The following is a 21,473-nucleotide window of genomic DNA, read 5'->3' on the forward strand; positions in this document are numbered from 1 at the left end:
CTTCGTGCACTGACGCAAGCGACGAATAGGCGGCCATTGGCCATCTGAAAGAACTGGCGACGGGTGATCAAGTCAGGCACTCCTCGTGGTTTCGGGTTGCGGCTCGCCGTCCGCGTTGACGGCCTGCGCCGCGCGGCGGACCGGCCACGCAATGTCTGCAACGGCTACGCGTGCCGAAGCGGCGCTGCCGTACAGGTGACAGGCCACGGCATGCGAGGCGCCGACCGTGAGCAGTGCAGGCGGCGTTTCGCTGCACACCGGTTGCGCATGCGGGCAGCGTTGCTGGAACCGGCAGCCGCGCGGCGGGGCGAACGGATCGGGCAGCTCCGCAGACGAAGCCGCGGGCAACTGCGCGCCACGCGTCGGAATCGAGTCGATTAGCAATTGCGTATAAGGGTGTGCTGCGTGCCGCCAGAGGTGATCGGCCGGCAATATCTCGACGATCTGACCGAGGTACATGACAGCGATCCGGTCGGCCAGATAGCCCACCGCCGCGAGGTCGTGACTGATGAACAGGCAGGTGATCGCGCGCTCGCGCTGCAGGTCGGACAACAGGTTCAGCACCTGAGCCTGGAGCGACACGTCCAGCGCGGAAACGGGTTCGTCGCAGATCAGCACATCCGGGTCCAGGCTCAGCGCACGGGCGATATTGACGCGCTGGCGCTGACCGCCCGACAGTTCGTGCGGCATCCGCTCCGCGAGCGCCGGGGCGAGGCCCACCTGATGCAACAGCGCATCCACGCGCTCGCGCCGTTCCGCGGAGGTTCCGATCCGGTGGACTTCGAGCGGCAGCGTCAGGGTCCGGCGCACGCTCTTGCGCGGATCGAGTGCGCTCAACGGATCCTGGAAGACCATTTGCATGCGCCTGCGCCACGCCAGCCACTGCCGCCGCGTGAGACGGCCGAGGTCCTGGCCGTCGAGCCGCACGGCGCCCTCGGCCGGTTCGATCAGACGCACGATCGCCTTGCCAAGCGAGCTCTTGCCGCAACCGGATTCGCCCACGAGGCCGAGCGTTTCACCGCGCCCTACGTCGAGTGACAACTGATCGACGGCGCTCAGCACGCCGCGCCGTGTCTTGTAGCGAACGCTCAGGCGGTCGATCTCAAGCAGCATCGCTCCTCCTGTCGTCTGTCCCGATGCTGGCGACGCACGCATCGAGAACGCAGCGAACGCCGCCGTCGCCGAGCTGCCGCCACGCCGGGTCGGCTTCGCGGCATGCTGCATGCGCGAGTTCGCAGCGCGGCGCAAATGCGCACCCGCCTGGCGCCACGCCCGGCGCGGGAACCGCACCGGCAATCTCGGCGAGCCGCGCGCGTGAACCGCCGCGACGCGGCCTCGCTTCGAGCAGGCGTTGGGTATAGGGATGCCGCGGGTCATCGAACAGCGCGGCTGTTGGCCTCTCCTCGATCTTGCGGCCGGCATACATGACCGCGACACGATGAGCAAGCTGCCCGACAATACCGAGGTCATGCGTGATCAGCAGCAACGCCATGCCGGTCTGCTGCTGCAGCGTCGCAAGCAGCGCGAGGATCTGCGCCTGGATGGTCACATCCAGCGCGGTCGTTGGCTCATCGGCAATCAGCAGTCGAGGCCGGCCGGCCAGCGCCATTGCGATCAGCACGCGCTGACGCATGCCGCCCGAAAGCCGGTGCGGGTAATCGTCGACACGCCGCGCCGGCTCGGGAATACCGACCTGGCGCAGCAGTTCGAGCGTTTCGCTGCGCGCGGCCCGTCCAGAAAGTCCACGATGCAGTTTCAACGCCTCGCCGATCTGTCGTCCGATCGTGCGGACCGGGTTGAGCGCGGCCAGCGGATCCTGAAAAATCATCCCGATGCTGCCGCCGCGCAGCCGTCGCCACGACTCTTCGGGCAGGCGCAGCAGGTCGGTTCCGGCGAAATGCAGGCGCGTCGCATCGACACGGGTACTGGATGTGTCGAGCAGTCCCATCAGCGCCAGCGCGGTCGTGGATTTGCCGCAGCCGGACTCGCCGACCAGCGCCAGCGTCTCGCCCTCGCGGATGCCGAACGACAACCGGTCAACCGCCGTCGCGGGCGCACGGCCGCGCGCCGTGGAAAACGCGACGCTCAGGTCCTCGACCTCCAGCAGCGCCGCGCCGCTCACAGCGTTCTCCTGCGACGCGGATTCGCGAGGTCGTTCAGACCGTTGCCAATCAGGTTGAGGCTCAGCACCGTAACCAGCACCGCGCAGCCCGGCAGCGCGGTCATATACCACGCTGTCTGCAGCGCCTCGCGGCCCGATCCGATCATGCTGCCCCACGTGATCACGTTGGGGTCGCCCAGGCCGAGAAAAGACAACACGGCTTCGGTCAGGATTGCATTGCCGGCGAGGATCGAGACCATCACGATGGCCGACGTCGCCACGTTGGGCAGCACATGGGTGAATACGATGCGTGGCCGGCTCATGCCGACCACGATCGCGGCCTGCACGAATTCCGCACGGCTCACGCGCAGCGCCTCGGCCCGCACGAGCCGCGCAACCTGCGGCCAGTTGGTCAGCGCAACGCCCAGCACGATGGTCGCCACGCTCGGATGAACCACCACCACCATCACGATGGTGAACAGCAGCGCGGGCATGGTCTGGAACAGCTCGGTGATCCGCATCAGCACGTCGTCGACGAGGCCGCCGTAAAATCCGGCCACCGCGCCGATCAGAAGGCCAGCCAGCGTGGCAAGCAGTCCGGCCGCGACGCCGATCTCGAGCGACACCCGCGCACCGTACGCGATGCCGCTGAACATGTCCCGTCCCATCATGTCGGTGCCGAGGGGAAAGGCCCGGTCCGTTCCCGGCCAGGTGAACGGCGTCCCGACCATGTCGAGCGGATCGTTATGGGTGAAGTACGGAGCGCCGAGCGCCAGCACGGCTATCGCGACAAGCAGCAGCGCGCCGATCGCGAGGCTCGGTGCCTGAGTCATGCGGTGCCAGAGGCGTGAGCCCGGTCTCGTCAGCAGGAGCTCGCTCATCGCTGCGCCTCGATACGTGGGTCGAACCATCCGTAGGTGAGATCCACCGCCAGGTTGACGACGAGCACCAGCACCGAACTGAAGAACAGAATGCCGAGCAGCAGGTTCAGGTCGCGTGAAGCGACGGCATCGAGGGCAAGCTGGCCCAGACCCGGCCAGCTGAACACCGTCTCGATCGCCACCGAACCGCTGAATAGCGCGCCGAACTGCAATGCGGTCATCGTGACGATTGGCAGCAGTGCATTCGGAACCACGTGCGACGTGATCGTGGCGAGCCGCGACACCCCTTTGGCTCGCGCGGTACGGACGAAATCGAGTCCTGCCACCTCCAGCACGGAGGCGCGCATCAGCCTTGCATAGATGGCAAGGTAATAGGCGGCCAGACAGAACACCGGCAGCACCATGTGCGCCGCGATATCGCTGACGTGAGCCCAACCGGTCGCGGCAACGCCGGGCGTAGTGATGCCCCCTGCGGGCAACCAGTGCAGATGGGCGGAGAACAGCACCATCAGCATCAGGCCGAGCCAGAACAGCGGTGTGGCGAAGCCCAGTGTCGCCAGAACGGAGACCACGACATCGATCCAGCGCCGGCGCGACACTGCGGCCACGGTTCCCGCAAGGCAGCCGAACAGCAGTGCAATCACGAGCGCGCCCACCATCAGCAGCGCGGTGGCAGGCAGGCGCCCAAGGATCAGGGACAGCACGGATTCGTTATAGCGGAACGACCAGCCGAGATCGAGATGGGCGAGCCGGTTGAGGTAGGCAAAAAACTGTAGCGCGAGCGGCTGGTCGGAGCCGAACTGGTGACGCAGCGCCGCCAGATACTCCGGCGTGGCGCCGCCGGCCTCTCCCGCCATGACGTCGGCCATATCGCCCGGCGCCAGTCTCAGCCAGAAGAAATTCAGTACCCCGATGAACACGACGAGCGGCAGCGCCTGGAGCAGCCGGCGCACCGGATAAGGCAACGAACGCCGACGCTCGCCGAGCGCCGCCGGCAGCGTACGAACCGGCAGATCAGCCATGACCGGCGGCACCGATACTCACGTCGTTCAGCGACGCGTAGACGCCGATCGGCGTCGTGTTGACGTTCTGCAGGTTCCTTGAATAGATGCGGAAGAACTTCAGCTCGGCCAGCGAGATGGATGGCAGGTCACGCTGCGCCACCACCTGGAGCTGATGAATCGCCTGCGTCCGTTTCTGCGGATCCTGCTCAGTCTGGATTGCCTCGACAACCCGGTCCATCTCCGGCGATGCATAGCCCGAACCGTTGCTCCACGGCGCGCCGCTGATGATGTTCTTCGACCAGAAGCGGCGGATCACGCCGATCTGCGGATCGGCGAACGCCGCATAGAACACGTTCATCGTGTCGAAGTCGTGGTCGGTGTAGATCTTGCGCAAATAGGTCGGCAAATCGTAATTGACCAGCGTGACCTCGACACCGACGCGCTTGAGCTGCTGCTGGATGAACTGTCCGGCCCGCTGGAAGTCTTCGCCATACGTATGGTTCAGGTGATTGAAGCGCATCCGGACACCGTCCGCTCCCCGCGGGAAACCCGCGGCGTCGAGCAGCGCCTCGGCCTTTTGCGGATCGTAGGGATACTGGGGCGTATCCGCTGTGTAGAAGCGTGTCTGGTAACTGGGCACGGGGCCCGTCGCCGGGGTCGCGAAATCGTAGAACACGGTCTTTGTCAGCAGCTTCAGATTGATTGCATGAGCGATCGCCTGGCGCACGCGCACATCCTGGAAGCGCTTCTGACGCAGATTGAAGTCCATGAAGAACATCGGCGCATTCGAGCGCCAGCCCTTCGTATCGACGATGAGATTCGGGTTCTGCTCCAGCCGGTGCGCTTCGACCAGCGATACCGGCGTAAGCGGCGCGTATTGCACGCTGCCGTTCTGCAACGCGATGCTGCGAGCGCTCGCATCGGGAATGATCCGGAATATCAGTTCGTCGACGCGCGGCCTGCCCTTGTCCCAGTAGTCCGGATTCTTCACGAGGCGAATGTAGTTGCCCCGGTTCCATTCCTTGAAGACGAAGCCACCCGTGCCGACCGGCTTCGCGTTGTACGGATTGGCCAGCGGATCGGTCCCGGCGTAAAGGTGCTTCGGGAAAATGAACGCCGACGAGGTATCGAGATACGACCAGATCACCGGGGACGGTTGCGCCAGCCGGAACACCGCGGTATGCGGATCGGGCGTGTCGACCGCGATGATCTGCGCGAAGGTGGGCCGCGCGATCGGATGAACCTTCTTCGATACTTCCATGATCGAATACTGCACATCCGCCGATGTGAACGGCGTTCCATCGTGCCACTTCACGTCGTCGCGCAATTTGAACGTGATCGTGCGCTGATCGGCCGACTCCACCCATGAAGTGGCAAGTTGCGGCACCGGACGGAATGCTTCATCGTAAGTGATGAGCCCGTCGAACAGGTTGCTCGACACGACATTGGTCGGATTCGCCGGCGTTGAGCCGGCTGCGAGGCCGGCGGGCTCAGGCAGCGTGTTCGCAACGAGCGTGGTGCCGCCGCCCGGCGCCGGCGCAGCAAACGCAAAGTCGGCAAGAAGGCCGCCGCCCGCAAACGCACCAGCCCCGATCAGAAATTCCCTGCGAGTAGTCATAGCTGAAATCGTAATTTATATAGGTATCCTAGATATAAGGCGGAAACCCGCCATCCAGGCAGCCAGAAGTTCCGGCCCTAACTTCGAGCCGGATCACCGATGCGATCCACCACCGTAGATTCGGGCGGTCAGTTCGATTCCGACCCGCTACGCCCTATTGCCGGTACAATATTTAGAAATTTCGGAAGAATAATTCCGTTTTATTGTAGAAGGCTGCCCCAGCGGCCCCAACCAAGCAATTCATATATGCAAATCTGCACAACGTGTCCGTTGTTGACGCATTTCGCCGGCTCCCGGCTCGCGCCCGTCTTTTCAGAATCCCGCTGATCATGGCCACTGTCACCACCAACGAGGGAAGTGCCGAACGGCGCGAGGCGGACTCCGGCGCGCTCGCCAGAGGGCTGAACATTCTTTCCCGGCTGAACGAGGCAGCGCGGCCGCTGAGCCTGCAGGACATAGCGGAAAGTGTGGGCCTGCCCACCACCACATGCCACCGTCTGCTGCAGTCCCTCGACCTTGCCGGCTATGTGTACCGGGAAGGCTCGCTCTATTGCCCGACCCCGCGGGCGGCCTGCCCGCTTCCGCTGGAACACCCGCTGAACCGGTTGCGCCGCGACACCGCGTCGCTCATGCGCGAGTTGCAGGAGCGGCACGGCCCGTCCGTGCTGCTCATAGCTTTCCTTGGAGATCACCGGGTGACGGTGGAATGTGTCGCGGGGAATTACAGCGTCACGCCGTATTTCGACACCACGGTTACGGCGCCGCTACACGCGTCCGTGTCGGGCAAGATATTGTTGAGTGACCGCACAGATGAACAACGCGACGCAATGCTTGGCCAGGCGCCCTACTCCGCCCGCACGGAATTGACTATCCGCGATCGCGCGGCGCTCTATGATGAACTCGAAGAGGTACGAAAGCGCGGATGGGCGACCAACCAGAATGAAAACGTGATTGGCATATGCGCCGTGGGCTCACGGCTCGCGGCTCCGTCCGGCCGGGCCTTGGGAGCGATCGTGCTCACCGGGCCGAGCCGCTTCTTCAGCAAAGGCTTCGACACCATGCGTGACGATCTGCTGCAGGCTTGCCAGATGCTGAATTCGACCTCGCATGCCATCCGTACGATGACGCAGCTTCTTGGGGTCTAGGCCGATTCAGGGAACCGGAGTCGCACACGTCGAGTGAACGGCTCCGGATTAGACGCACGTTCAGATCGCGCGCTAGCCAGTAGATAGCAGCCGCGCAACCTGATCCGATTTTGTCTGCACGGCGATATCTTTCGCCGTCATGCCCCGATTGTCCTTCAACGCCCGATTCGCACCGCGCGCGATCAGCAGCCGCACGGTATCCGCGCGATCGTATCCGGCGGCCCACATCAGCGCGGTGAGATCGTTCTTGTAGGTGCGGTTTACATTGACCCCGGCATCGAGCAACTGATTTACAACCTTCGTTTGCCCCTGACCGGCGGCGTACTCCATTGCGGTTTTACCGATGCGGTCCGTGGCAAGAGGATCCGCGTCATGCGCCAGCAGGAGCGCGACGATTTCATCGAAGCCTCCATACGCCGCAGCCATCAACGGTGTAACGCCCGGCGCATTCGCGTGCCGGACGTTCGCGCCGTGGTCGATCAGCATGCGTGCCGTAGCCGCATCGCCTCGTTTGCACGCGGTGATCAACGGAGTGTCGCCGATGCGGTTCATGGCGTCCACCGCCGCGCCGCGCTGGAGCGCCGCGAGAGCCGACGGCTGGTCGCCGTCTTTCGCGGCCGCCAGCAACTGCCTGTTTGTTTCTCCATCGCCCTGCGCATGGGCGGGCAGGCACGCACCCAATGCGCCCGCGAGCAGCGCGACAGTCGCAACGGTACGGGTGAGAGTCTCTTTCACGGTATCTCCTCCCTGCTACTGGAGATTGTTGATATACGCGGCCAGATTGCGAATGTCGTCGTCGGTCAGATTGCGCGTCACACTGGTCATATTGCCGGCGTCGTTGGTTCGCGTGTGCGAGCGGAAGTCCTGCAATTGCTTGACGATGTATGGATACAGTTGACCCGAGACGCGCGGAATCTCGTTCTGGCCGGCAAAGCCGCCCAGGTGGCACATGGTGCATAACACCTCGGCCGCTTTCTTCCTTCCGGCTTCGATGCTGGCGTTATCCGACTTGAACGGAACGGACACTGCCTTTTGCGCGGCAAAGTAGTCGGCCAGATCCTGCATGTCCTCACGCGAAAGGTTGGCCGCCATCGGCGACATGCGCGGGTCGCTGCGCCGTCCTTCCTTGAAGTCCTTGAGCTCCAGATAGATATAGCGCGCGGTTTGACCGGCAAGAATCGGATAGTCCGGGTTCGTCGAATTACCCATCGGCCCATGACAGGCCACGCACACCTGCGCCTTCGCCTTGCCGGCCTCGGCGTCGGCGTGCGCGTTCAACGGCAGCCATGCGGCGGCGAACCAGCCGCACAGCACTGCCGTCCATGAGCGGCGCGCCCGCCCCGGCGTTCCCCGCAGCGTCGGCATCGTCATGGCAACGCGAAGACGAGCACGGTGTTGCCGCGCTTGAAGTCGAGCTGCGTATTGCCGCCCGCCGCGACCGCGATGTACTGCTTGCCGTGCACCATGTATGACACCGCGGGCGCATTGACGCCGGCGCCGCACTGGAACTCCCAGAGCTTCTTGCCCGTGGCGGAATCGAATGCGCGGAACAGGCCGTTGCCTTCGCCGTTGAATACGAGGCCGCCCGCCGTCGTCAGCACGCCGCCGATGAGCGGCTGTTCGGTCTTGTAGTCCCACGCGACCTTGCCCGTATCGACGTTCACGGCGGACAACTTGCCCCATTGCTGTTCGGACGCGATCGTCTTGAACGCGCCGCCCAGCCACAGCTTGCTGCCGCCCGGATAGGCGGCGTCCTCGACCTGATACGTCATCGGCTGATGCAGATTGGCCGCATACACGAGACGCGTGTGCGGATCGAATGCCATTGGCGACCACTCGACTCCGCCGTTCGCGCCAGGCAGCATCCGCGCGCCGGCGGCGGTCGGCAACGTCCACATGTTCTCCTGCGGAATCATCGCCTGCGAATAGCGGATCAGCCTTCCGGTGGCGCGATCGTGAACGTACACGTGACCGGTCTTGCCGCCGTGCACCACGCCCGGAATCATCTTGCCGTTGTTGTCGCGCACGTCGATCAGCATCGGCGGGCTCACGGCGTCCAGGTCCCACACGTCGTGCGGCACATACTGGTAGTGCCATTTGTATTTGCCGGTGTCCAGATCGATGGCGACGAGCGAATCCGTATAGAGGTTGTCTCCCGGCCGGATTGCGCCATACAGGTCAGGCGAAGGATTGCCGACCACGAAGAACACCGTATGCGTCTGCCGGTCGATTGCGGGCGCCATCCACACGCCGCCGCCGAGCGTCTTGTAGAAGTCGCCGCCTTTCTCGGCCAGCTGCCTTTTCTCGGCATCGATGTCGCGTTTCTCGTCGCGGCCGGTCGCGTCCTTCGTAGCCCACACGCCTTCCTGGCCGGTTTCCGGAATCGTATAGAAGGTCCACAGCAATTGACCCGAGTTTGCGTCGAACGCCTTGAGGAAACCGCGAATGCCATATTCGCCGCCGTTCGTGCCGATCAACACCTTGCCGTCGACCACCGTCGGCGCCATCGTTTCCGAGTAGCCTTCATCGGGATCGGCGATCTGCGTTTGCCACAACACGCTGCCGGTTTTTGCGTCGAGCGCGACGAGCTTCGCGTCGAGGGTGCCCATGTAAAGCCGGTCGCCGGCTATGGCTACGCCGCGATTGTTGGGCCCGCAACAAAACGTCGTGACCGAGCCCATCTTGTGTTTGTAATGCCAGAATTCCTTGCCCGTTACTGCGTCGACCGCATATACGTGATTGAACGAGGTGGTAATGAACATCACGCCGTTCGATACGATCGGCGCCGTTTCCATCGACTCGTTGACGGCTGTCTGGAATATGAAAGCCGGCCGGAGTTTCGACACGTTCGTTTTGTTGATTTGTGCACCACGGTAGTACCGCGTCTGCGCGTACGAACCGTTCGAAAGCAGCCAGTCGTTCGACGTGGTGGCCGCCCTGTCGAGCTGTTCCTGGCTCACGGGCTGCAGCGTCGAGGGCACGGGCGAGGTCGTCGTGGTCGAACTGTTCTGAACTTCGTCCGCGGCATACGCAGCGGGCAAGCCGAATGCGATGGCGAGCAGAGGAAGACCAATAGCGTCTGGAATGCGAATGAATGGCATGAGCGTCTCCTTGGCTTTTTATTGTTCAAGAATTTCAGCGCTGGAGTGCGGCATTCATCCACGCAAGCGACGGCGTAGAAAAGCAGGATGGCACAACCCTCTCAAACAACAAAAGCGTACGATTTAGAACCGTTGATTGCTTTGTCAGAATGGGTCGGCTGCGCATGGATGGGTGGAGGGAATGCTCTCTTCCCCAAAAGGCCGGCTCGCTTAAGCGTAGGCTAAACGCTCGGGATTTTCCAGACTCTCAATGGGTTTTGATGAGCATTTTAGTAAGCATGGCTTCACACATATGACGAGTTCGCAGATCTGCCGGTCACGCGACGCGTGGCCCAACGGAACTCCGGAGCGAATCGCCAGACGAGCAGCAACAACGCAAGCAGTGCGGGACACCAGCGCAAGTCGGTCGGCACCGGTTCGCGGTGCGCGAATCGCACATCGAGCATGGCATCGCTCAAGGCCGCGGCACCCAACAGGCGGCGGTATCCGAAGCCGATCTGAGCGGCCACCGCAGCAAGATAATGCCCGTGCAATGCGGACAGTTCCTCGTGGCTTTCCGCCTGCGTTGCGGAACCCGGCAGCGGTGGAGCCTGGATCACATCGTCCGCCTGCCAGTAGCCGCTACGCTTACCGTCGGCATCGGTGTGCGGAATGGGCGCGGCCTGATCACCGCCGACGCCGATCAGCCAGCCCTTGACCTGAGCAGGGTTGATGTCCCGCGCCGGCGCATCCGAAGGCAGCACCGGCGGCGCCTCCTGGCCATCGGTGACGAACACCACGGCCGCGCCATGACCGACGTCCTGCGCCACGCGGACCGCTGAATAGACGCCGCCCTCGGCAATGCGGCTCCAGTTAGTCCAACGCATGTGCCAGTCGATCCTGTCGAGCGACGAAAGCAGCGCGTCATAGTTGCCGCAGACTTCGACCGGCGGCAGCAACAGCAAGGTCCGCTGACCGGTGAACACACTCCAGCCGACCTTCGAGCCGCACGGCAATCGTCCGATCGCGTCGCGCATCGCCGCCCGCGCGAATACCAGCCGGCTCACCGGCACGCCATTCAGCGCGACGTCTTCGACGTACATGCTCTGCGTAATGTCGAAGGTGACGATATAGCTGAAGGTATCGCGCGGCAGCACCACGCGGGGCATGGCGACCGCAGCGATCAGCAACAGCAGTGCCGCAGATGTCGCCCAGTGCCGTCCGCGGGAAAACCCACGCGTCCACTCGAGCAAGCTCATGGCAGATCCTTGCTCTGCGGATCGCTGACCTTGACGTTGTGCTGCGACTTGACCTCGGGCGAATCGTTCGAGGCGTGCATTTCAGGGGCGAGCCACAGCGCCCGTTCGAGGTTGTAGCGTGCGTCCCAGTCGTCCGGTGCCGCGCGCAGCAACGTACGGTAGCGTGCCTTCGCTTCCTCGATCATCGCGACCGACTGCACTGTGCCGGACCGGTTGTTGCCCAAACTCTCTCTCAGGTACATGTTGCCGAGATCGAACAGCGCGGCGCGCCCGATCTCGTCGAGGTGTTCGTCGCGGATCAGATCCTCGAAGAGCGGGCCGGCCGTATCGTAGATACCGGCGTTCGACAGCGCGACGGCACGCGCGAGTCTGACCTCGCGGAAGTCGCCGCCGCCGTTGCCGCGTTCGCCGCGTTCGTTGCGCGGGGCGCCTGTCGCGCCGCTTTTGCCCGCCGCTTTGCCTGTTTCACCCGCTGCTGCGGCCATCGCCTGATCGACGTGCTGCGCGTGCTGCAGGCGAGCCCAGTCATACGCCGCGACACCAGCGCAGCACAGCGCGACAGTCGCGAAGATCACATGAATGGATAAGCGTTTCATGACCAGGCCCGCACCTGAAGCAACCGCAAAGTCAGCAGGAGCGCACAAGCCGACAGCGCCACCGCGAAACAATACGGGCTGAGATCCTGTCGCGGCAGACGCTCGACAAACGAAGTCCGCGCATTCTGCTGCCGGTTGATCTCCGCCATCGCGTCCTTCATCGCCCGCGCGTTACCGGCCTGAAAAAGCCGGTAGGGTGTCTTCAGCGAGAGAAAGTAGCGATGCAGTTCGGCTTCGGCCGAAGACTCATTCGCGGGCACCGCGGCGTTCAGATCGGGACTGTAGGTGCCGCTACGCAAGTAGATAAAGTAAAGCGCGATCTGGTTGCGCATTAGTCCATCCTGGATGAGCCGCCGTACCTGCGTGTCGAGTCTCGCGCCGCCGTCCGAGACGAGAACGATCGCCCGGCGGCCCGAGGAGGCCCGTCCATTGAACTCGCCGATCGCCGCCAGCAGCCCACGGTCGAGTTGCGTGTCCGGCATGCCGCGACCCACCGCCGTGCCCGCAATTGCCGCCTCGATTGCACGCAGGTCGTAGGTGAACGGCATCGCAAGCACGGGGCTCGTGCCGAACATCATGAACGCGAGCCGGTCGTTGGGCCGCTGCGCGACGAAGTTCGTCAATGAAGCACGCGCCACCTTGTTCTTCGACTCGCCCGCCGGCGACTCCACCCCTTTGCTGTTCATCGTTTCGTCCATGCTCGCACTGCGATCCATCAGGATCAGAATCTGGGCTCCGCTGCCCGTACGCAGCACCTGCCGCTGCGAGCGTCCCGGACCGGCCAGGCCGAACACGATAGCCGCCATCGCCAGCACCGCACTGCTCCGCCCGATCAAGCCGATCCATTGTCCGAGGCGATCGTCCGGAAGCCACGCGACCCAGGAGAAGGCGAGCGTGTCGCCGCGCCGTCGCAGCAACGGCAGCGCGGCCAGCGGCAACAGCACGAGCAGCCACGGATAGGCAAAGTCGAACACCGTGTTCATCGCTGATGGCGCTGCTCTGCGCGATACAGTGCGCGGCATAGCCCCCGCAACGGATAAGGCGCTAACGCCGGTGCGGGCGTGAAGAACCGTTCGCCGGATTGCTGATAGAACTGTTCGAGCTGCGCGTGTAGCGGCTGCAAATACGGCGCTCGCGCAAACAGGCTGGGCAGGGAACCCGCGTGAACGACATGGCCCGCCGTTTCGTTCAGCGCGCGGTGCAGATACAGCCACGCATCTGCGGACGTGTCGGCGTTCGGCCCGTCCATGCGCCGCATCTGCTGCCAGGCGCGCGCGAAAGGCAACCGCGCCGACTCACGCCAGTTGCGCCACAGCCACCAGCCGACCCACGAAAGCAACGTCAGCAGCAACAGGCCGAGCGCGAAAGCCGCCTGCCTTCGCAGCGGCGCGGTCGGCGTCAAGGGAGCCTGCCGGTCGGGCCGCATCGGTTGCAGATCGCCGGCGTCGAAGGCATCGGCGGAGGTTATCGGACCGACGCTGAGCGGCCACTCCGCAACCTGCAGCGTCGCGCCGGATGCGGAGGTCAATGTCAAGGCCGGCAACGCAATCCGGGTGAGCGTGGGCGCGACGTTGACGATCTGATAGTCGATTGCCATCCACCGGCGACCTTCGGCATCGGTTTCGATCCGGGCAGGCCGCCGTTCGAGCCACGCGCCGGTGCGGCCTATGGAAGGCGGCGCGACCGAACCGACATCGTTGCCGCCGGCGCTCAGGAGGATGCGTTGCGTGACGATATCGCCGAGCAGATGGCCGAATGCGCGCGGCTCCTGAACCGTCGGCTGAAGGACATCGCCTGAGCCGGCAGCGACGCTCATCGCCGGCGCTAATGCCAATGCCAATGTCAACGCGAGTGACGAGACAAACCTCGTTGCGCCGGACGCCTCGCACAGCGACCTTCCCGATCTGCCAATGCCGCGCCCGTCAGGTCTCATGCGATCGTCTCCAGAAAGTAGCGCGACATCGCCTCCGGATCAAAAGCGCTCTCGACATAAAACGGCTGGATGCCGCGTTTGCCGAACATGTTCGCGAGTTCCGCGCGCCGCCGCGCGACAGCCTCGCGCCAACGCTCGCGCACGCTGCCGCGCAGCCATAGCGTGCGCTGCCGGGCGGACTCTGCATCGTTGACCGCGAGTAGCGAACCGCCGTTCGGCGGGGCGATTTCAGCGGTGTCCCAGACTACTATCGGGACCACGCAGGCGTGCACCAGCAAATCGAGTGCGGCCGGCAATTCCGCGAGCGGCCAGTGAAAATCCGAAACGAGGAAGATCAGTGCCTGCCGTCCGGCCAGCGCCGAAGCGGCGCGTTGCAGCCCGGCAATACCACCGCTTCCGGCGGCGGCGCTCGCGCTCTCGCTCTCGCGCAACATCGTCGCGAGCAGGTTGCCGACGCCCCGGCCATATCGCGCCGGCATGAAAAGATCGTCGCGCGCGCGGGTATCGAAGGCAAGCATGCCCAACGGATCGCCGACACGGAATGCGCTGTATCCCAACGCTTCGACAAAATCCGCGGCAACCTGCAACTTCGTCTGGCGCTTTCCGAAGTGCATCGACGCCGAGACATCGACGATCACCTGCACCGGCACCGCGGCGCGCTGCAGGTGAACCCGCACCAGCCACTCCGAGCGCGCGGCGCGCACGCTCGCGCGCAGATCCAGGCGGCGCGGATCCGGGTAGTCGAAGAGACGCCCGTGCATCGCGAATTCCTGGCCGGCGCCGAAGCTCGATCCCGGATGCGAGCCGGGACGAAATCCGCCTGCGCGCATCGGCAACCGGTAGTGAAATTCCGCTGTCCCGTTCATGGTTCAGGGTACGGCCAGCCTGTTCATGATTTGCGCCATGAGCGCTTCAGCGAGTTCCTGGCGGCGCAGTTCATAGATCGGCGTGAAGAACACACGATGCCCGAGCGCGGGCATCAGCACGGCATGAATATCTTCCGGAACCAGATGCGAGCGGCCGGCCAGCCACGCCACCACGCGGGCCGCGCGCAGCAGCGCGCTCATGCCCCGAGGGCTTGCGCCAGCCAGAATCAGCCGATCCATATCGACGCCGTCGAGCGCAATGCCGAAACGCTGCGGCGTTTCCGTGGCCTGCCAGATGTCCAGAACATAGCGCTCGATCGTTTCACTCGATTGCACGCTCTCCTGAATGGCCGCGCCGACCTGGTTCAACTGTTCCCACTGAACGATCGCAGGCGGGAGCCGCGCAAGCAGGCTGTCGACGTCATGGAACGCCGCGTCGAATACCAGCGAGCGCCGCACGTCGGGCTCGGTCGGCGTGGGCATGCCCAACTCGAACAGGAAGCGATCGCGCGCCGCCGATGCAAGCTCGAAGGTCTCTTCCTTCTCGACCTTGTTGCGGTCGGCGAACACCGTCATGTGCGGAAAGCGATATTCGCGATCGAACGCCCGCACCGAACGCTCCGCCATCGCGCGCAGCAGCAGCGACTGAACCTGGGGACGGGCGCGATTGATCTCGTTGAAGAAGAACGTGGTGAGCCGCTCGCCGTGTCGAAGCAGCGGACCGGGATCGATTCGCGGCCTGCCCTCGGCGTCGACGTACGTGTGATAGACGAGATCGCCCGGCATCAGGTCGATGGTGCCTTCCACGCGCTCGAACTCGCCTCCCACCACCCGCGCAAACGCGCGCAACACGGTCGTCTTGCCGACCCCGACGCCGCCTTCGAGGAGCACATGGCCACGGGCAAACAACGCGACGGTGATGAGACGGATGGTCTGCGGCTGGCCGATCACGACTCGCGAGACTTCGTCTTCGATCTGCAGTGCATGCACGCGCCAGTCCTGAAGCAGTTCGCCAGCACCCATCGATGCAATCCCCTATAGCAGGCAATCAGGCGCGGGCTCGTCATAAACCCGCGATACGGATGTGCTTCTCATCGCTATGCGCGGACCTCGCCGCATACTCTGTGCCAGTACTCGGCTGGACGCAGCAGGTGCGCTCGCGCGAGGAACGATGTCAACCTGTTACGTATTTCGAGTACACAGTGTGCCGCTGCGGGAAAATCGCTGCGCTCTCACGGAGAGGCGCCACGATCTGCCGAGCCCGCTGTCGAGCCCGCTGTCGAACCCGCTGCCGCACCGCCAGCCAGCAATCCGGCCAGCGCCGCCGCGCCTCGTCGCCAGGACAGGTCGGTATTGCCGCGAATATCGACCGAACGCTGGAAGACGGTCGTCCCGCTGGAGACGTCTTCGACATGCAGGTTAATGTTCAGGATCAGGTTGCTGACTTTCTGGACCCAGCACCGGCCGATCTGCTCGACACCGAGTTTGCGTCCCACCTGCCGCGCACAGTCCGCGCATGCGTTCAAATCCTGCGATGCGCCGAGTTGAGCGATCAGGCCGGCAGCGGCCGTATTGTCGGCAACGCGGTAACGCTGACTCTCGCGCAACTGCTCACGCAGCGCCTCGCTCACCATCCCGATGCGCGCCTGCTGGATGCGGTTGGTCCCGGCATCGTTGTAGACCGCGTTATCGTCGATCAACACACAGTCCATGACCGCGATCGAAGTCGGCGCACCGAGCGCCTGCGAACAGGCGAATGCCACGCAGATCATGCCGATGGACCCCACGTAACGCCCATAACGTCCATAACGTCCATAACGCACGCGCGCCGCACCTCCCGCCTCGCTCATTTCAACACTCCCGATTTCGCGGGCAAGGCGACGAACGCCGCATACTCGCGCTCCAGATAAGCGGCGGCCTGTTCGAGCAGAAACTGCCTGAATACCGAACACGTCGGCGACAACTGCTTGGCCCGCAGATGCACGACTTGCCACGTCCGTTCGATCGGCGTGCCGTTCACGTCGAGCAATGCAATTTCCTTGGTACGCAGTTCCAGCAGCAGCGTATGCAGCGAAATCAGGCTCACGCCCATGCCCGCCATCACCGCCTGTTTGATCGTTTCATTGCTGCCGAGCGTGACGACCTTCGCGGGCGTGAAAAGATGCTGCCTGAACATTTCCTCCGCGGCCATGCGCGTTCCGGAGCCGGGCTCGCGCAACAGAAACGTGTCGCCACGCAGTTCCTGCAGATCGAAGCGCCGCGCACCGCATAACGGATGGTCGAGCGGCGCGATCACCACTTGCGGATGCCAGGCGAGCGGCTCGGTCGTGGTGTCGAGCTCCGGCGGCGGGCGGCCCATGATGGCGAGATCGATCGCATTGTCCTGCAGGAGGCGCAGCAGCGCATCGCGATTGCCCACTGAAAAATGCACGTCCACCTTCGGATACAGATGCGAATACATGGCGAGCAGCTTCGGCGCGAAGTACGTCGCGGAACTGACGATGCCCACCGCGATCGAGCCGCTATCGGCCTGCTTGAGCGAGGTCATCGCGTCTTCCGCATCCTTGATCTCGCCGAGAATCCGGCTCGCGTGATGGCTCAGCATCTCGCCCGCTTCGGTCAACGCGAGCTTGCGCGCAATACGCTCGAACAGACGCAGGCCCACCGCCTCCTCGAGCTGATGAATCTGCATCGACACCGCCGGCTGGGTCAGATGCAATTCCTCCGCGGCCCGGGCGAAGCTCGTGTAGCGGCTCGCCACGACAAAGATCTGCAACTGGCGCAAGGTCAGCGAGCGGATGAAATTCACCTTGACGCGGCCTCGCTAACGGCTCGCACGCGGCGCGTCGGAAGGCTTCAACGGCACATTCGGCGCGTTCGGCGGCGGCGACAGTTTTCGCAGCGCCGCCTGGAAGCTCAGCGTTTGCGTCTGCAACGGGTGCGCGAAATCGTTGTTCGCGCCGGGCACGTCGGTGCGGATCAGCGCGACCTCGCCCGGCACCGTATCGGCAATCAGGAACGTGTAGCGCTTGCCGGTGAATTGTGCGAAGCGTTCCGAATTGGGATCGCCCAGGTACGGCTGGACGACGATCTGCCGCGCCTTCACGGGCTTGCCGCCGACCTGGCTCGTCACCGTCTCGATCTTCGGCCCCGCGGCGAGCGCGAGGCGCAGGCGCTGCTGGAAGTAGCGGCGCTGGCCGCCGGTCAGATGCTCCATCTCCGCGATATCGCGTTCGAGGAAATAAATGATCACCGGATTGCACTGCAAGCCGGCGTTCGGCAACGGCACCGCGCCGCTGTGATCGGACACCTGAGCATCGCCTTTGGCGTTGTCCGGGCTGACCACCAGCACCTTGACCACGTCCGTACTGTGCGCCGGCTGGTCCGTACTGAGGAAAGCGTAGTCGAGCTCGGTTTGCTGCTGGATGCCGTGCAGATGATCCGTCGTGAAGATGAGCCGCTCGGCGGCGGAGATTTCGTCGGTGCCCGCAGCAAACGCTGCGCCGTGCGTCGCACACATTGCGCACGTTACACACACCGCAAGCACTTGCCGCCACGCGCGGCGCGATCGCTGCCGCTCCCGCCTCATGGCGACCCGTCCGCGGGCTTGCCTGCCGGCGTATCGACGGGCTTCAGAAGCGGCACTTCGTAACTGGTGAGGATGTTGTCGATCTTGTCGTGGTTCGCGCCGATCCATTGATCGACCTTGTCCTTCCACGCTTTCTCGCCGTAGCGCACGCCCATCGAGATCGTATAGTCGAAGCGGATCCCCGGCGTGGCCGGGAACGGCACGAGCTTGACCGTATCGCCGGAGCGCTTCGCGAAGTAGCCCGCAATCGGCCCCCACAGGAACACCACGTCCACGTTGCCCGCCTGCAGATCCTTTTCGATCATCTGGCCGGGGTATTCCTGCGGATCGCCGCTTTGCACCTGATACGAAACCGCCTGATCGATCAGATCATGGCTGAGCAGCCAGTCGACCGCGGGCGTCTGCGTGAAGATGCCAAAGCGCAGTTTGTGCAACTGGTCCGGCGGCAGCTTGAGCAGATCGTCCGGCGTATTGATGCCGGCCAGTTCGGGCCGCTTCGTAAAGACCATTGCATACGTGGAGCGCAGATAAGGCTGCGTCGTCGAGGTCATGTCGTAGCCCTTCGGCACGCCGATGATCAGATCGCACTTGTAGCGCTCGGTGTCCGGCACCTTCTCGCGCAACGTGTGCCGCACGAAACCCATGCGCTGCGGAAAATACGTGTATTCGAGCTTGTAGCCGAAATCGCTCGCCATCTGGCTGGCTATGCGGTTCTCGTAGCCCTCGCCCTTGTTGTTGGACAAAGGCATGTTGTTGGGGTCCGCGCAGACCCGCAGCACCCCATCGGCGCCATCGTTATTGGGCATTGTCTCGCCTTGGGCGCGCACCGCGCCGCTTGCAATCGCCGCATAGCACAGCGCGGCAGTTACGATTGCGACGTGCGTGGGCATTCGTTTGCCATGACGCATCGATAACCTCCTGAGGTAGAGACGTGGGCGCTATTTCGAGTCGATGGCCTGCAGATCGCCCGGCTTGATCTGGCCGTCGGAACGCCCTTTCAGATAGGCGTAAAGGTTCTCCCAGTTCTTCTGCATCATCTGGCTCGAACTGAAGTCGGGCATGCCCTTGTCCACGCGACCACCGAACACGGTGCGGTGAAACTCGGTCTTGTCCAGCGTCTTGAACGCATCGACGAGCGAGGGTCCGACCATCCCCTGTTGCTGCGCGCCATGACAGCGTTCGCAGGCCAGTGCGCGCCAGGTCTTCCACCCTTGCAGCGTATTGGGGTCCACCTTGCTGCCGTCGGCCACCTTGTACGCCACCTGGGCAATCGCGGGATTGGTCTGGGCGAACGCAGCGGGCAGTACGACGAAAACGGCGGGCAGTGCCGCCCGCAACAAGATTGATCGGCCTTTCATATGCACATGTCTCCTTCAAAGTAAGGCCGCGCCCCGACGCGTTTCATCGACGCATCGGCGAATTGCCGGCAAAGGCGCGGACCAGATGACTCGTAGACGACTACGTATGACTGAAGGCGCCGCCGGCCGCCCGATCCTTTGCAAGGGCAAGCCGGCCACGCGTTTCGGTCAACTCCGGCGCTTCAACTGTTGCCGCCGGGAATGGCGAACACGAAGAGCGTGCCGCCCAACGCCGTGTACTTCGCAAGCTCGCGATAACCGCCCACCGCGCCGAGGCCTTCCGTCGACTTCTCGAGGCCCGCCGCCATGCCGATACCGGCCCAGCCGCCAATACCCGAGTAGACGCCGATGAACTGCTTGCCCTGATACTCGTAGGTGAAGACGTTGCCGATGATTCCCGACGGCGTCTTGAAGCGCCACAGTTCCTTGCCGTCCTTGATGCGGACCGCCTTGATGTAGCCTTCCAGCGTGCCGTAGAAGGCCACGCCGCCTGCGGTGGCCAGCACGCCCGACCATACCGAGAACCGCTCCGGCTTGGACCAGACGATCTTGCCCTTCGAAGCATCCCAGGCAATGAAGTTACCCATCGAGTTGTTGTCGTTCGGGCCCGGATACATCGACAGCGTGGCGCCCACATACGGCTGGCCCGACACGTAGTCGACATCGAACGGTTCGTAGTCCATGCAGACGTGGTTGGTCGGCACGAGGAAGAGGCTCGATCCCGGGTCGTACGCTGCGGGCTGCTGGTCCTTCGAGCCGAGCGCCGCCGGACAGATGCCCTTCACGTTGTGGTCCGAACCGGCTGCCTGCGTCGAATAGGCCGCGTTGCGAATCGGCTTGCCGCTCTTCATGTCGACGTGATCGGCCCAGTTCACCGCCGGGTCGAACTTCTGGGCAACCAGCAACTGGCCGGTCTCGCGATTCAACGTGTAGCCGAAACCGTTACGGTCGAAGTGAACGATAGCCGGAACCTTTTTGCCGTCGATCGACAGGTCCGACAGGATCATTTCGTTGACGCCGTCATAGTCCCACTCGTCGTGCGGCGTCATCTGGTAGACCCATTTGGCTTGACCGGTATTCAGATCGCGCGCAAAGATGGACATCGACCATTTGTTGTCGCCCGGACGCTGCGTCGGATTCCATGTACCCGGATTGCCGGTGCCGTAGTAGACCAGGTTGAGTTTCGGATCCCACGCGTACCAGCCCCAGGTGGTGCCGCCGCCCAGTTTCCACTGGTCCCCCTTCCACGACTTCAGCGACGAGTCCGCGCCCACCGGCACCATCTTGCCGTCGGCATACGTCGTCGTCTTGTCGGGATCGATCAGCATGTCCTTGTCCGGGCCTGTGCTGTAGGCCGTCCAGGCCGGTTTCCCGGTCTTGATGTCGTACGCGATGAGACGCCCGCGTACGCCGAACTCGCCGCCGGAAATGCCGGTCAGCACCTTGTCGCCGAATACGTGCGGCGCGTTGGTGTTGGTTTCACCTGCTTTGGGATTGCCGTTTTGCGCGGTCCAGACCACGTCGCCGGTTTTGGCGTTCAACGCGACGAGTTTGGTGTCGGCCTGCTGCAGGAAGATCTTGCCGTCGCCATACGCGAGCCCGCGGTTGACGGTATCGCAGCACATCACGGACACCACCTGATCGTCCTGTTTCGGCAGGTACTGCCAGATGAACGTCTGATCCTTCAGGTTGATAGCGATTACCTTGTTAGGAAATGGCGAGTGGATATACATGGTGTCGCCGATCACGAGCGGCGCGCCTTCGTGGCCGCGCAGCACGCCGGTCGACATGGTCCACGCGACCTGTAGTTTCCCGACGTTGTTTTCGTTGATCTGCTTGAGAGGGCTGTAGCGATGGTTGGCATAGTCGCCCGCCTGCGCGGCCCAGTTGGACGGATTCTTCATGAGCCCGTCGAGCTGCGAATCGGCCTGTGCAACGAACGAACTCAAGGCTGCCGACGCGAGGATCGCGAGCCCAAGAACCGTGGTGCGTAAGTTCATGTCTCCTCCAGAATGGTCTTGCTGTTCAACTCACGAATGACCC

21 protein-coding genes are annotated in these 21,473 nt (G+C 63.6%); 1 reads left to right on the plus strand and 20 read right to left on the minus strand.

What is annotated here, in order from left to right; all coding sequences use genetic code 11:
• Positions 1-72 precede the first annotated feature (72 nt).
• From NE850_RS33880 to NE850_RS33900, 5 genes are read right to left on the minus strand one after another with little or no spacing between them, the layout of a single operon-like run.
• On the minus strand, positions 73-1,113 hold the full coding sequence (locus tag NE850_RS33880) for an ABC transporter ATP-binding protein (RefSeq protein ID WP_007176357.1): 1,041 nt from the start codon (positions 1,111-1,113) through the stop codon (positions 73-75).
• Entirely contained in the window at positions 1,103-2,122 is a 1,020-nt protein-coding gene (locus NE850_RS33885; protein ID WP_310699956.1) for an ABC transporter ATP-binding protein, read from the minus strand. The genes NE850_RS33880 and NE850_RS33885 overlap by 11 nt, the downstream gene beginning before the upstream one ends.
• Positions 2,119-2,982, minus strand: a complete 864-nt coding sequence (locus NE850_RS33890; RefSeq protein ID WP_007176355.1) for an ABC transporter permease — start codon at positions 2,980-2,982, stop codon at positions 2,119-2,121. Before NE850_RS33890 ends, NE850_RS33885 begins: the two co-directional genes overlap by 4 nt.
• Positions 2,979-4,004 (minus strand): ABC transporter permease, encoded by a 1,026-nt coding sequence (locus NE850_RS33895; RefSeq protein ID WP_007176354.1) that lies wholly within the window; start codon positions 4,002-4,004, stop codon positions 2,979-2,981. The genes NE850_RS33890 and NE850_RS33895 overlap by 4 nt, the downstream gene beginning before the upstream one ends.
• The gene (locus tag NE850_RS33900; protein WP_007176353.1) at positions 3,997-5,604 is read right to left on the minus strand and encodes an ABC transporter substrate-binding protein; all 1,608 of its coding nucleotides are present in this window, start codon (positions 5,602-5,604) and stop codon (positions 3,997-3,999) included. Before NE850_RS33900 ends, NE850_RS33895 begins: the two co-directional genes overlap by 8 nt.
• Before the next feature lie 329 nt (positions 5,605-5,933).
• Here NE850_RS33900 and NE850_RS33905 point away from each other — a divergent pair, with 329 nt between their 5' ends.
• Positions 5,934-6,749 (plus strand): IclR family transcriptional regulator, encoded by an 816-nt coding sequence (locus NE850_RS33905; protein WP_007176352.1) that lies wholly within the window; start codon positions 5,934-5,936, stop codon positions 6,747-6,749.
• Between the two features lie 72 nt (positions 6,750-6,821).
• Here the strand turns inward: NE850_RS33905 and NE850_RS33910 are convergent, their stop codons facing one another.
• The 15 genes from NE850_RS33910 to NE850_RS33980 form a co-directional block, all read right to left on the minus strand.
• On the minus strand, positions 6,822-7,484 hold the full coding sequence (locus tag NE850_RS33910) for an ankyrin repeat domain-containing protein (protein ID WP_165187856.1): 663 nt from the start codon (positions 7,482-7,484) through the stop codon (positions 6,822-6,824).
• A gap of 15 nt (positions 7,485-7,499) precedes the next feature.
• The gene (locus tag NE850_RS33915; RefSeq protein WP_165187854.1) at positions 7,500-8,120 is read right to left on the minus strand and encodes a cytochrome c; all 621 of its coding nucleotides are present in this window, start codon (positions 8,118-8,120) and stop codon (positions 7,500-7,502) included.
• Complete coding sequence (locus tag NE850_RS33920; protein ID WP_007176349.1) at positions 8,117-9,850, minus strand: PQQ-binding-like beta-propeller repeat protein; 1,734 nt, start codon at positions 9,848-9,850, stop codon at positions 8,117-8,119. Before NE850_RS33920 ends, NE850_RS33915 begins: the two co-directional genes overlap by 4 nt.
• Before the next feature lie 284 nt (positions 9,851-10,134).
• Positions 10,135-11,088: a VWA domain-containing protein gene (locus tag NE850_RS33925; protein ID WP_165187853.1), complete on the minus strand. Its 954-nt coding sequence runs from the start codon at positions 11,086-11,088 to the stop codon at positions 10,135-10,137.
• Positions 11,085-11,684, minus strand: coding sequence for a tetratricopeptide repeat protein (locus NE850_RS33930; protein WP_310699958.1), 600 nt, complete (start codon positions 11,682-11,684; stop codon positions 11,085-11,087). Before NE850_RS33930 ends, NE850_RS33925 begins: the two co-directional genes overlap by 4 nt.
• Entirely contained in the window at positions 11,681-12,667 is a 987-nt protein-coding gene (locus NE850_RS33935) for a VWA domain-containing protein (protein WP_007176346.1), read from the minus strand. The genes NE850_RS33930 and NE850_RS33935 overlap by 4 nt, the downstream gene beginning before the upstream one ends.
• Positions 12,664-13,617: a hypothetical protein gene (locus NE850_RS33940; protein WP_007176345.1), complete on the minus strand. Its 954-nt coding sequence runs from the start codon at positions 13,615-13,617 to the stop codon at positions 12,664-12,666. Before NE850_RS33940 ends, NE850_RS33935 begins: the two co-directional genes overlap by 4 nt.
• Positions 13,614-14,483, minus strand: coding sequence for a DUF58 domain-containing protein (locus NE850_RS33945; RefSeq protein ID WP_007176344.1), 870 nt, complete (start codon positions 14,481-14,483; stop codon positions 13,614-13,616). Before NE850_RS33945 ends, NE850_RS33940 begins: the two co-directional genes overlap by 4 nt.
• 3 nt (positions 14,484-14,486) lie before the next feature.
• Complete coding sequence (locus tag NE850_RS33950; RefSeq protein ID WP_007176343.1) at positions 14,487-15,506, minus strand: MoxR family ATPase; 1,020 nt, start codon at positions 15,504-15,506, stop codon at positions 14,487-14,489.
• A gap of 209 nt (positions 15,507-15,715) precedes the next feature.
• On the minus strand, positions 15,716-16,333 hold the full coding sequence (locus NE850_RS33955; protein ID WP_165187846.1) for a DUF3280 domain-containing protein: 618 nt from the start codon (positions 16,331-16,333) through the stop codon (positions 15,716-15,718).
• On the minus strand, positions 16,330-17,292 hold the full coding sequence (locus NE850_RS33960) for a LysR family transcriptional regulator (RefSeq protein WP_007176341.1): 963 nt from the start codon (positions 17,290-17,292) through the stop codon (positions 16,330-16,332). The genes NE850_RS33955 and NE850_RS33960 overlap by 4 nt, the downstream gene beginning before the upstream one ends.
• A 15-nt stretch (positions 17,293-17,307) precedes the next feature.
• Positions 17,308-18,072, minus strand: a complete 765-nt coding sequence (locus NE850_RS33965; protein WP_165187844.1) for a hypothetical protein — start codon at positions 18,070-18,072, stop codon at positions 17,308-17,310.
• On the minus strand, positions 18,069-18,980 hold the full coding sequence (locus tag NE850_RS33970) for a substrate-binding domain-containing protein (RefSeq protein ID WP_007176339.1): 912 nt from the start codon (positions 18,978-18,980) through the stop codon (positions 18,069-18,071). Before NE850_RS33970 ends, NE850_RS33965 begins: the two co-directional genes overlap by 4 nt.
• A gap of 30 nt (positions 18,981-19,010) precedes the next feature.
• On the minus strand, positions 19,011-19,430 hold the full coding sequence (locus NE850_RS33975) for a c-type cytochrome (RefSeq protein WP_310699960.1): 420 nt from the start codon (positions 19,428-19,430) through the stop codon (positions 19,011-19,013).
• Positions 19,431-19,612: 182 nt separating this feature from the next.
• Positions 19,613-21,430, minus strand: coding sequence for a methanol/ethanol family PQQ-dependent dehydrogenase (locus NE850_RS33980; RefSeq protein ID WP_007176337.1), 1,818 nt, complete (start codon positions 21,428-21,430; stop codon positions 19,613-19,615).
• Positions 21,431-21,473: the final 43 nt, after the last annotated feature.

Source organism: Paraburkholderia sp. USG1 (assembly GCF_031570135.1).
In the GTDB taxonomy this organism is placed as follows: domain Bacteria; phylum Pseudomonadota; class Gammaproteobacteria; order Burkholderiales; family Burkholderiaceae; genus Paraburkholderia; species Paraburkholderia dioscoreae.

Excerpts from the sequence above, each read along its gene's own strand:
- NE850_RS33880 (WP_007176357.1), bottom strand. The coding sequence starts at position 1,113 with ATGCTGCTTGAGATCGACCGCCTGAGCGTTCGCTACAAGACACGGCGC.
- NE850_RS33890 (WP_007176355.1), bottom strand. The coding sequence starts at position 2,982 with ATGAGCGAGCTCCTGCTGACGAGACCGGGCTCACGCCTCTGGCACCGC.
- NE850_RS33895 (WP_007176354.1), bottom strand. The coding sequence starts at position 4,004 with ATGGCTGATCTGCCGGTTCGTACGCTGCCGGCGGCGCTCGGCGAGCGT.
- NE850_RS33900 (WP_007176353.1), bottom strand. The coding sequence starts at position 5,604 with ATGACTACTCGCAGGGAATTTCTGATCGGGGCTGGTGCGTTTGCGGGC.
- NE850_RS33905 (WP_007176352.1), top strand. The coding sequence starts at position 5,934 with ATGGCCACTGTCACCACCAACGAGGGAAGTGCCGAACGGCGCGAGGCG.
- NE850_RS33915 (WP_165187854.1), bottom strand. The coding sequence starts at position 8,120 with ATGACGATGCCGACGCTGCGGGGAACGCCGGGGCGGGCGCGCCGCTCA.
- NE850_RS33920 (WP_007176349.1), bottom strand. The coding sequence starts at position 9,850 with ATGCCATTCATTCGCATTCCAGACGCTATTGGTCTTCCTCTGCTCGCC.
- NE850_RS33925 (WP_165187853.1), bottom strand. The coding sequence starts at position 11,088 with ATGAGCTTGCTCGAGTGGACGCGTGGGTTTTCCCGCGGACGGCACTGG.
- NE850_RS33930 (WP_310699958.1), bottom strand. The coding sequence starts at position 11,684 with ATGAAACGCTTATCCATTCATGTGATCTTCGCGACTGTCGCGCTGTGC.
- NE850_RS33935 (WP_007176346.1), bottom strand. The coding sequence starts at position 12,667 with ATGAACACGGTGTTCGACTTTGCCTATCCGTGGCTGCTCGTGCTGTTG.
- NE850_RS33940 (WP_007176345.1), bottom strand. The coding sequence starts at position 13,617 with ATGAGACCTGACGGGCGCGGCATTGGCAGATCGGGAAGGTCGCTGTGC.
- NE850_RS33945 (WP_007176344.1), bottom strand. The coding sequence starts at position 14,483 with ATGAACGGGACAGCGGAATTTCACTACCGGTTGCCGATGCGCGCAGGC.
- NE850_RS33950 (WP_007176343.1), bottom strand. The coding sequence starts at position 15,506 with ATGGGTGCTGGCGAACTGCTTCAGGACTGGCGCGTGCATGCACTGCAG.
- NE850_RS33955 (WP_165187846.1), bottom strand. The coding sequence starts at position 16,333 with ATGAGCGAGGCGGGAGGTGCGGCGCGCGTGCGTTATGGACGTTATGGA.
- NE850_RS33965 (WP_165187844.1), bottom strand. The coding sequence starts at position 18,072 with ATGAGGCGGGAGCGGCAGCGATCGCGCCGCGCGTGGCGGCAAGTGCTT.
- NE850_RS33970 (WP_007176339.1), bottom strand. The coding sequence starts at position 18,980 with ATGCGTCATGGCAAACGAATGCCCACGCACGTCGCAATCGTAACTGCC.
- NE850_RS33975 (WP_310699960.1), bottom strand. The coding sequence starts at position 19,430 with ATGAAAGGCCGATCAATCTTGTTGCGGGCGGCACTGCCCGCCGTTTTC.
- NE850_RS33980 (WP_007176337.1), bottom strand. The coding sequence starts at position 21,430 with ATGAACTTACGCACCACGGTTCTTGGGCTCGCGATCCTCGCGTCGGCA.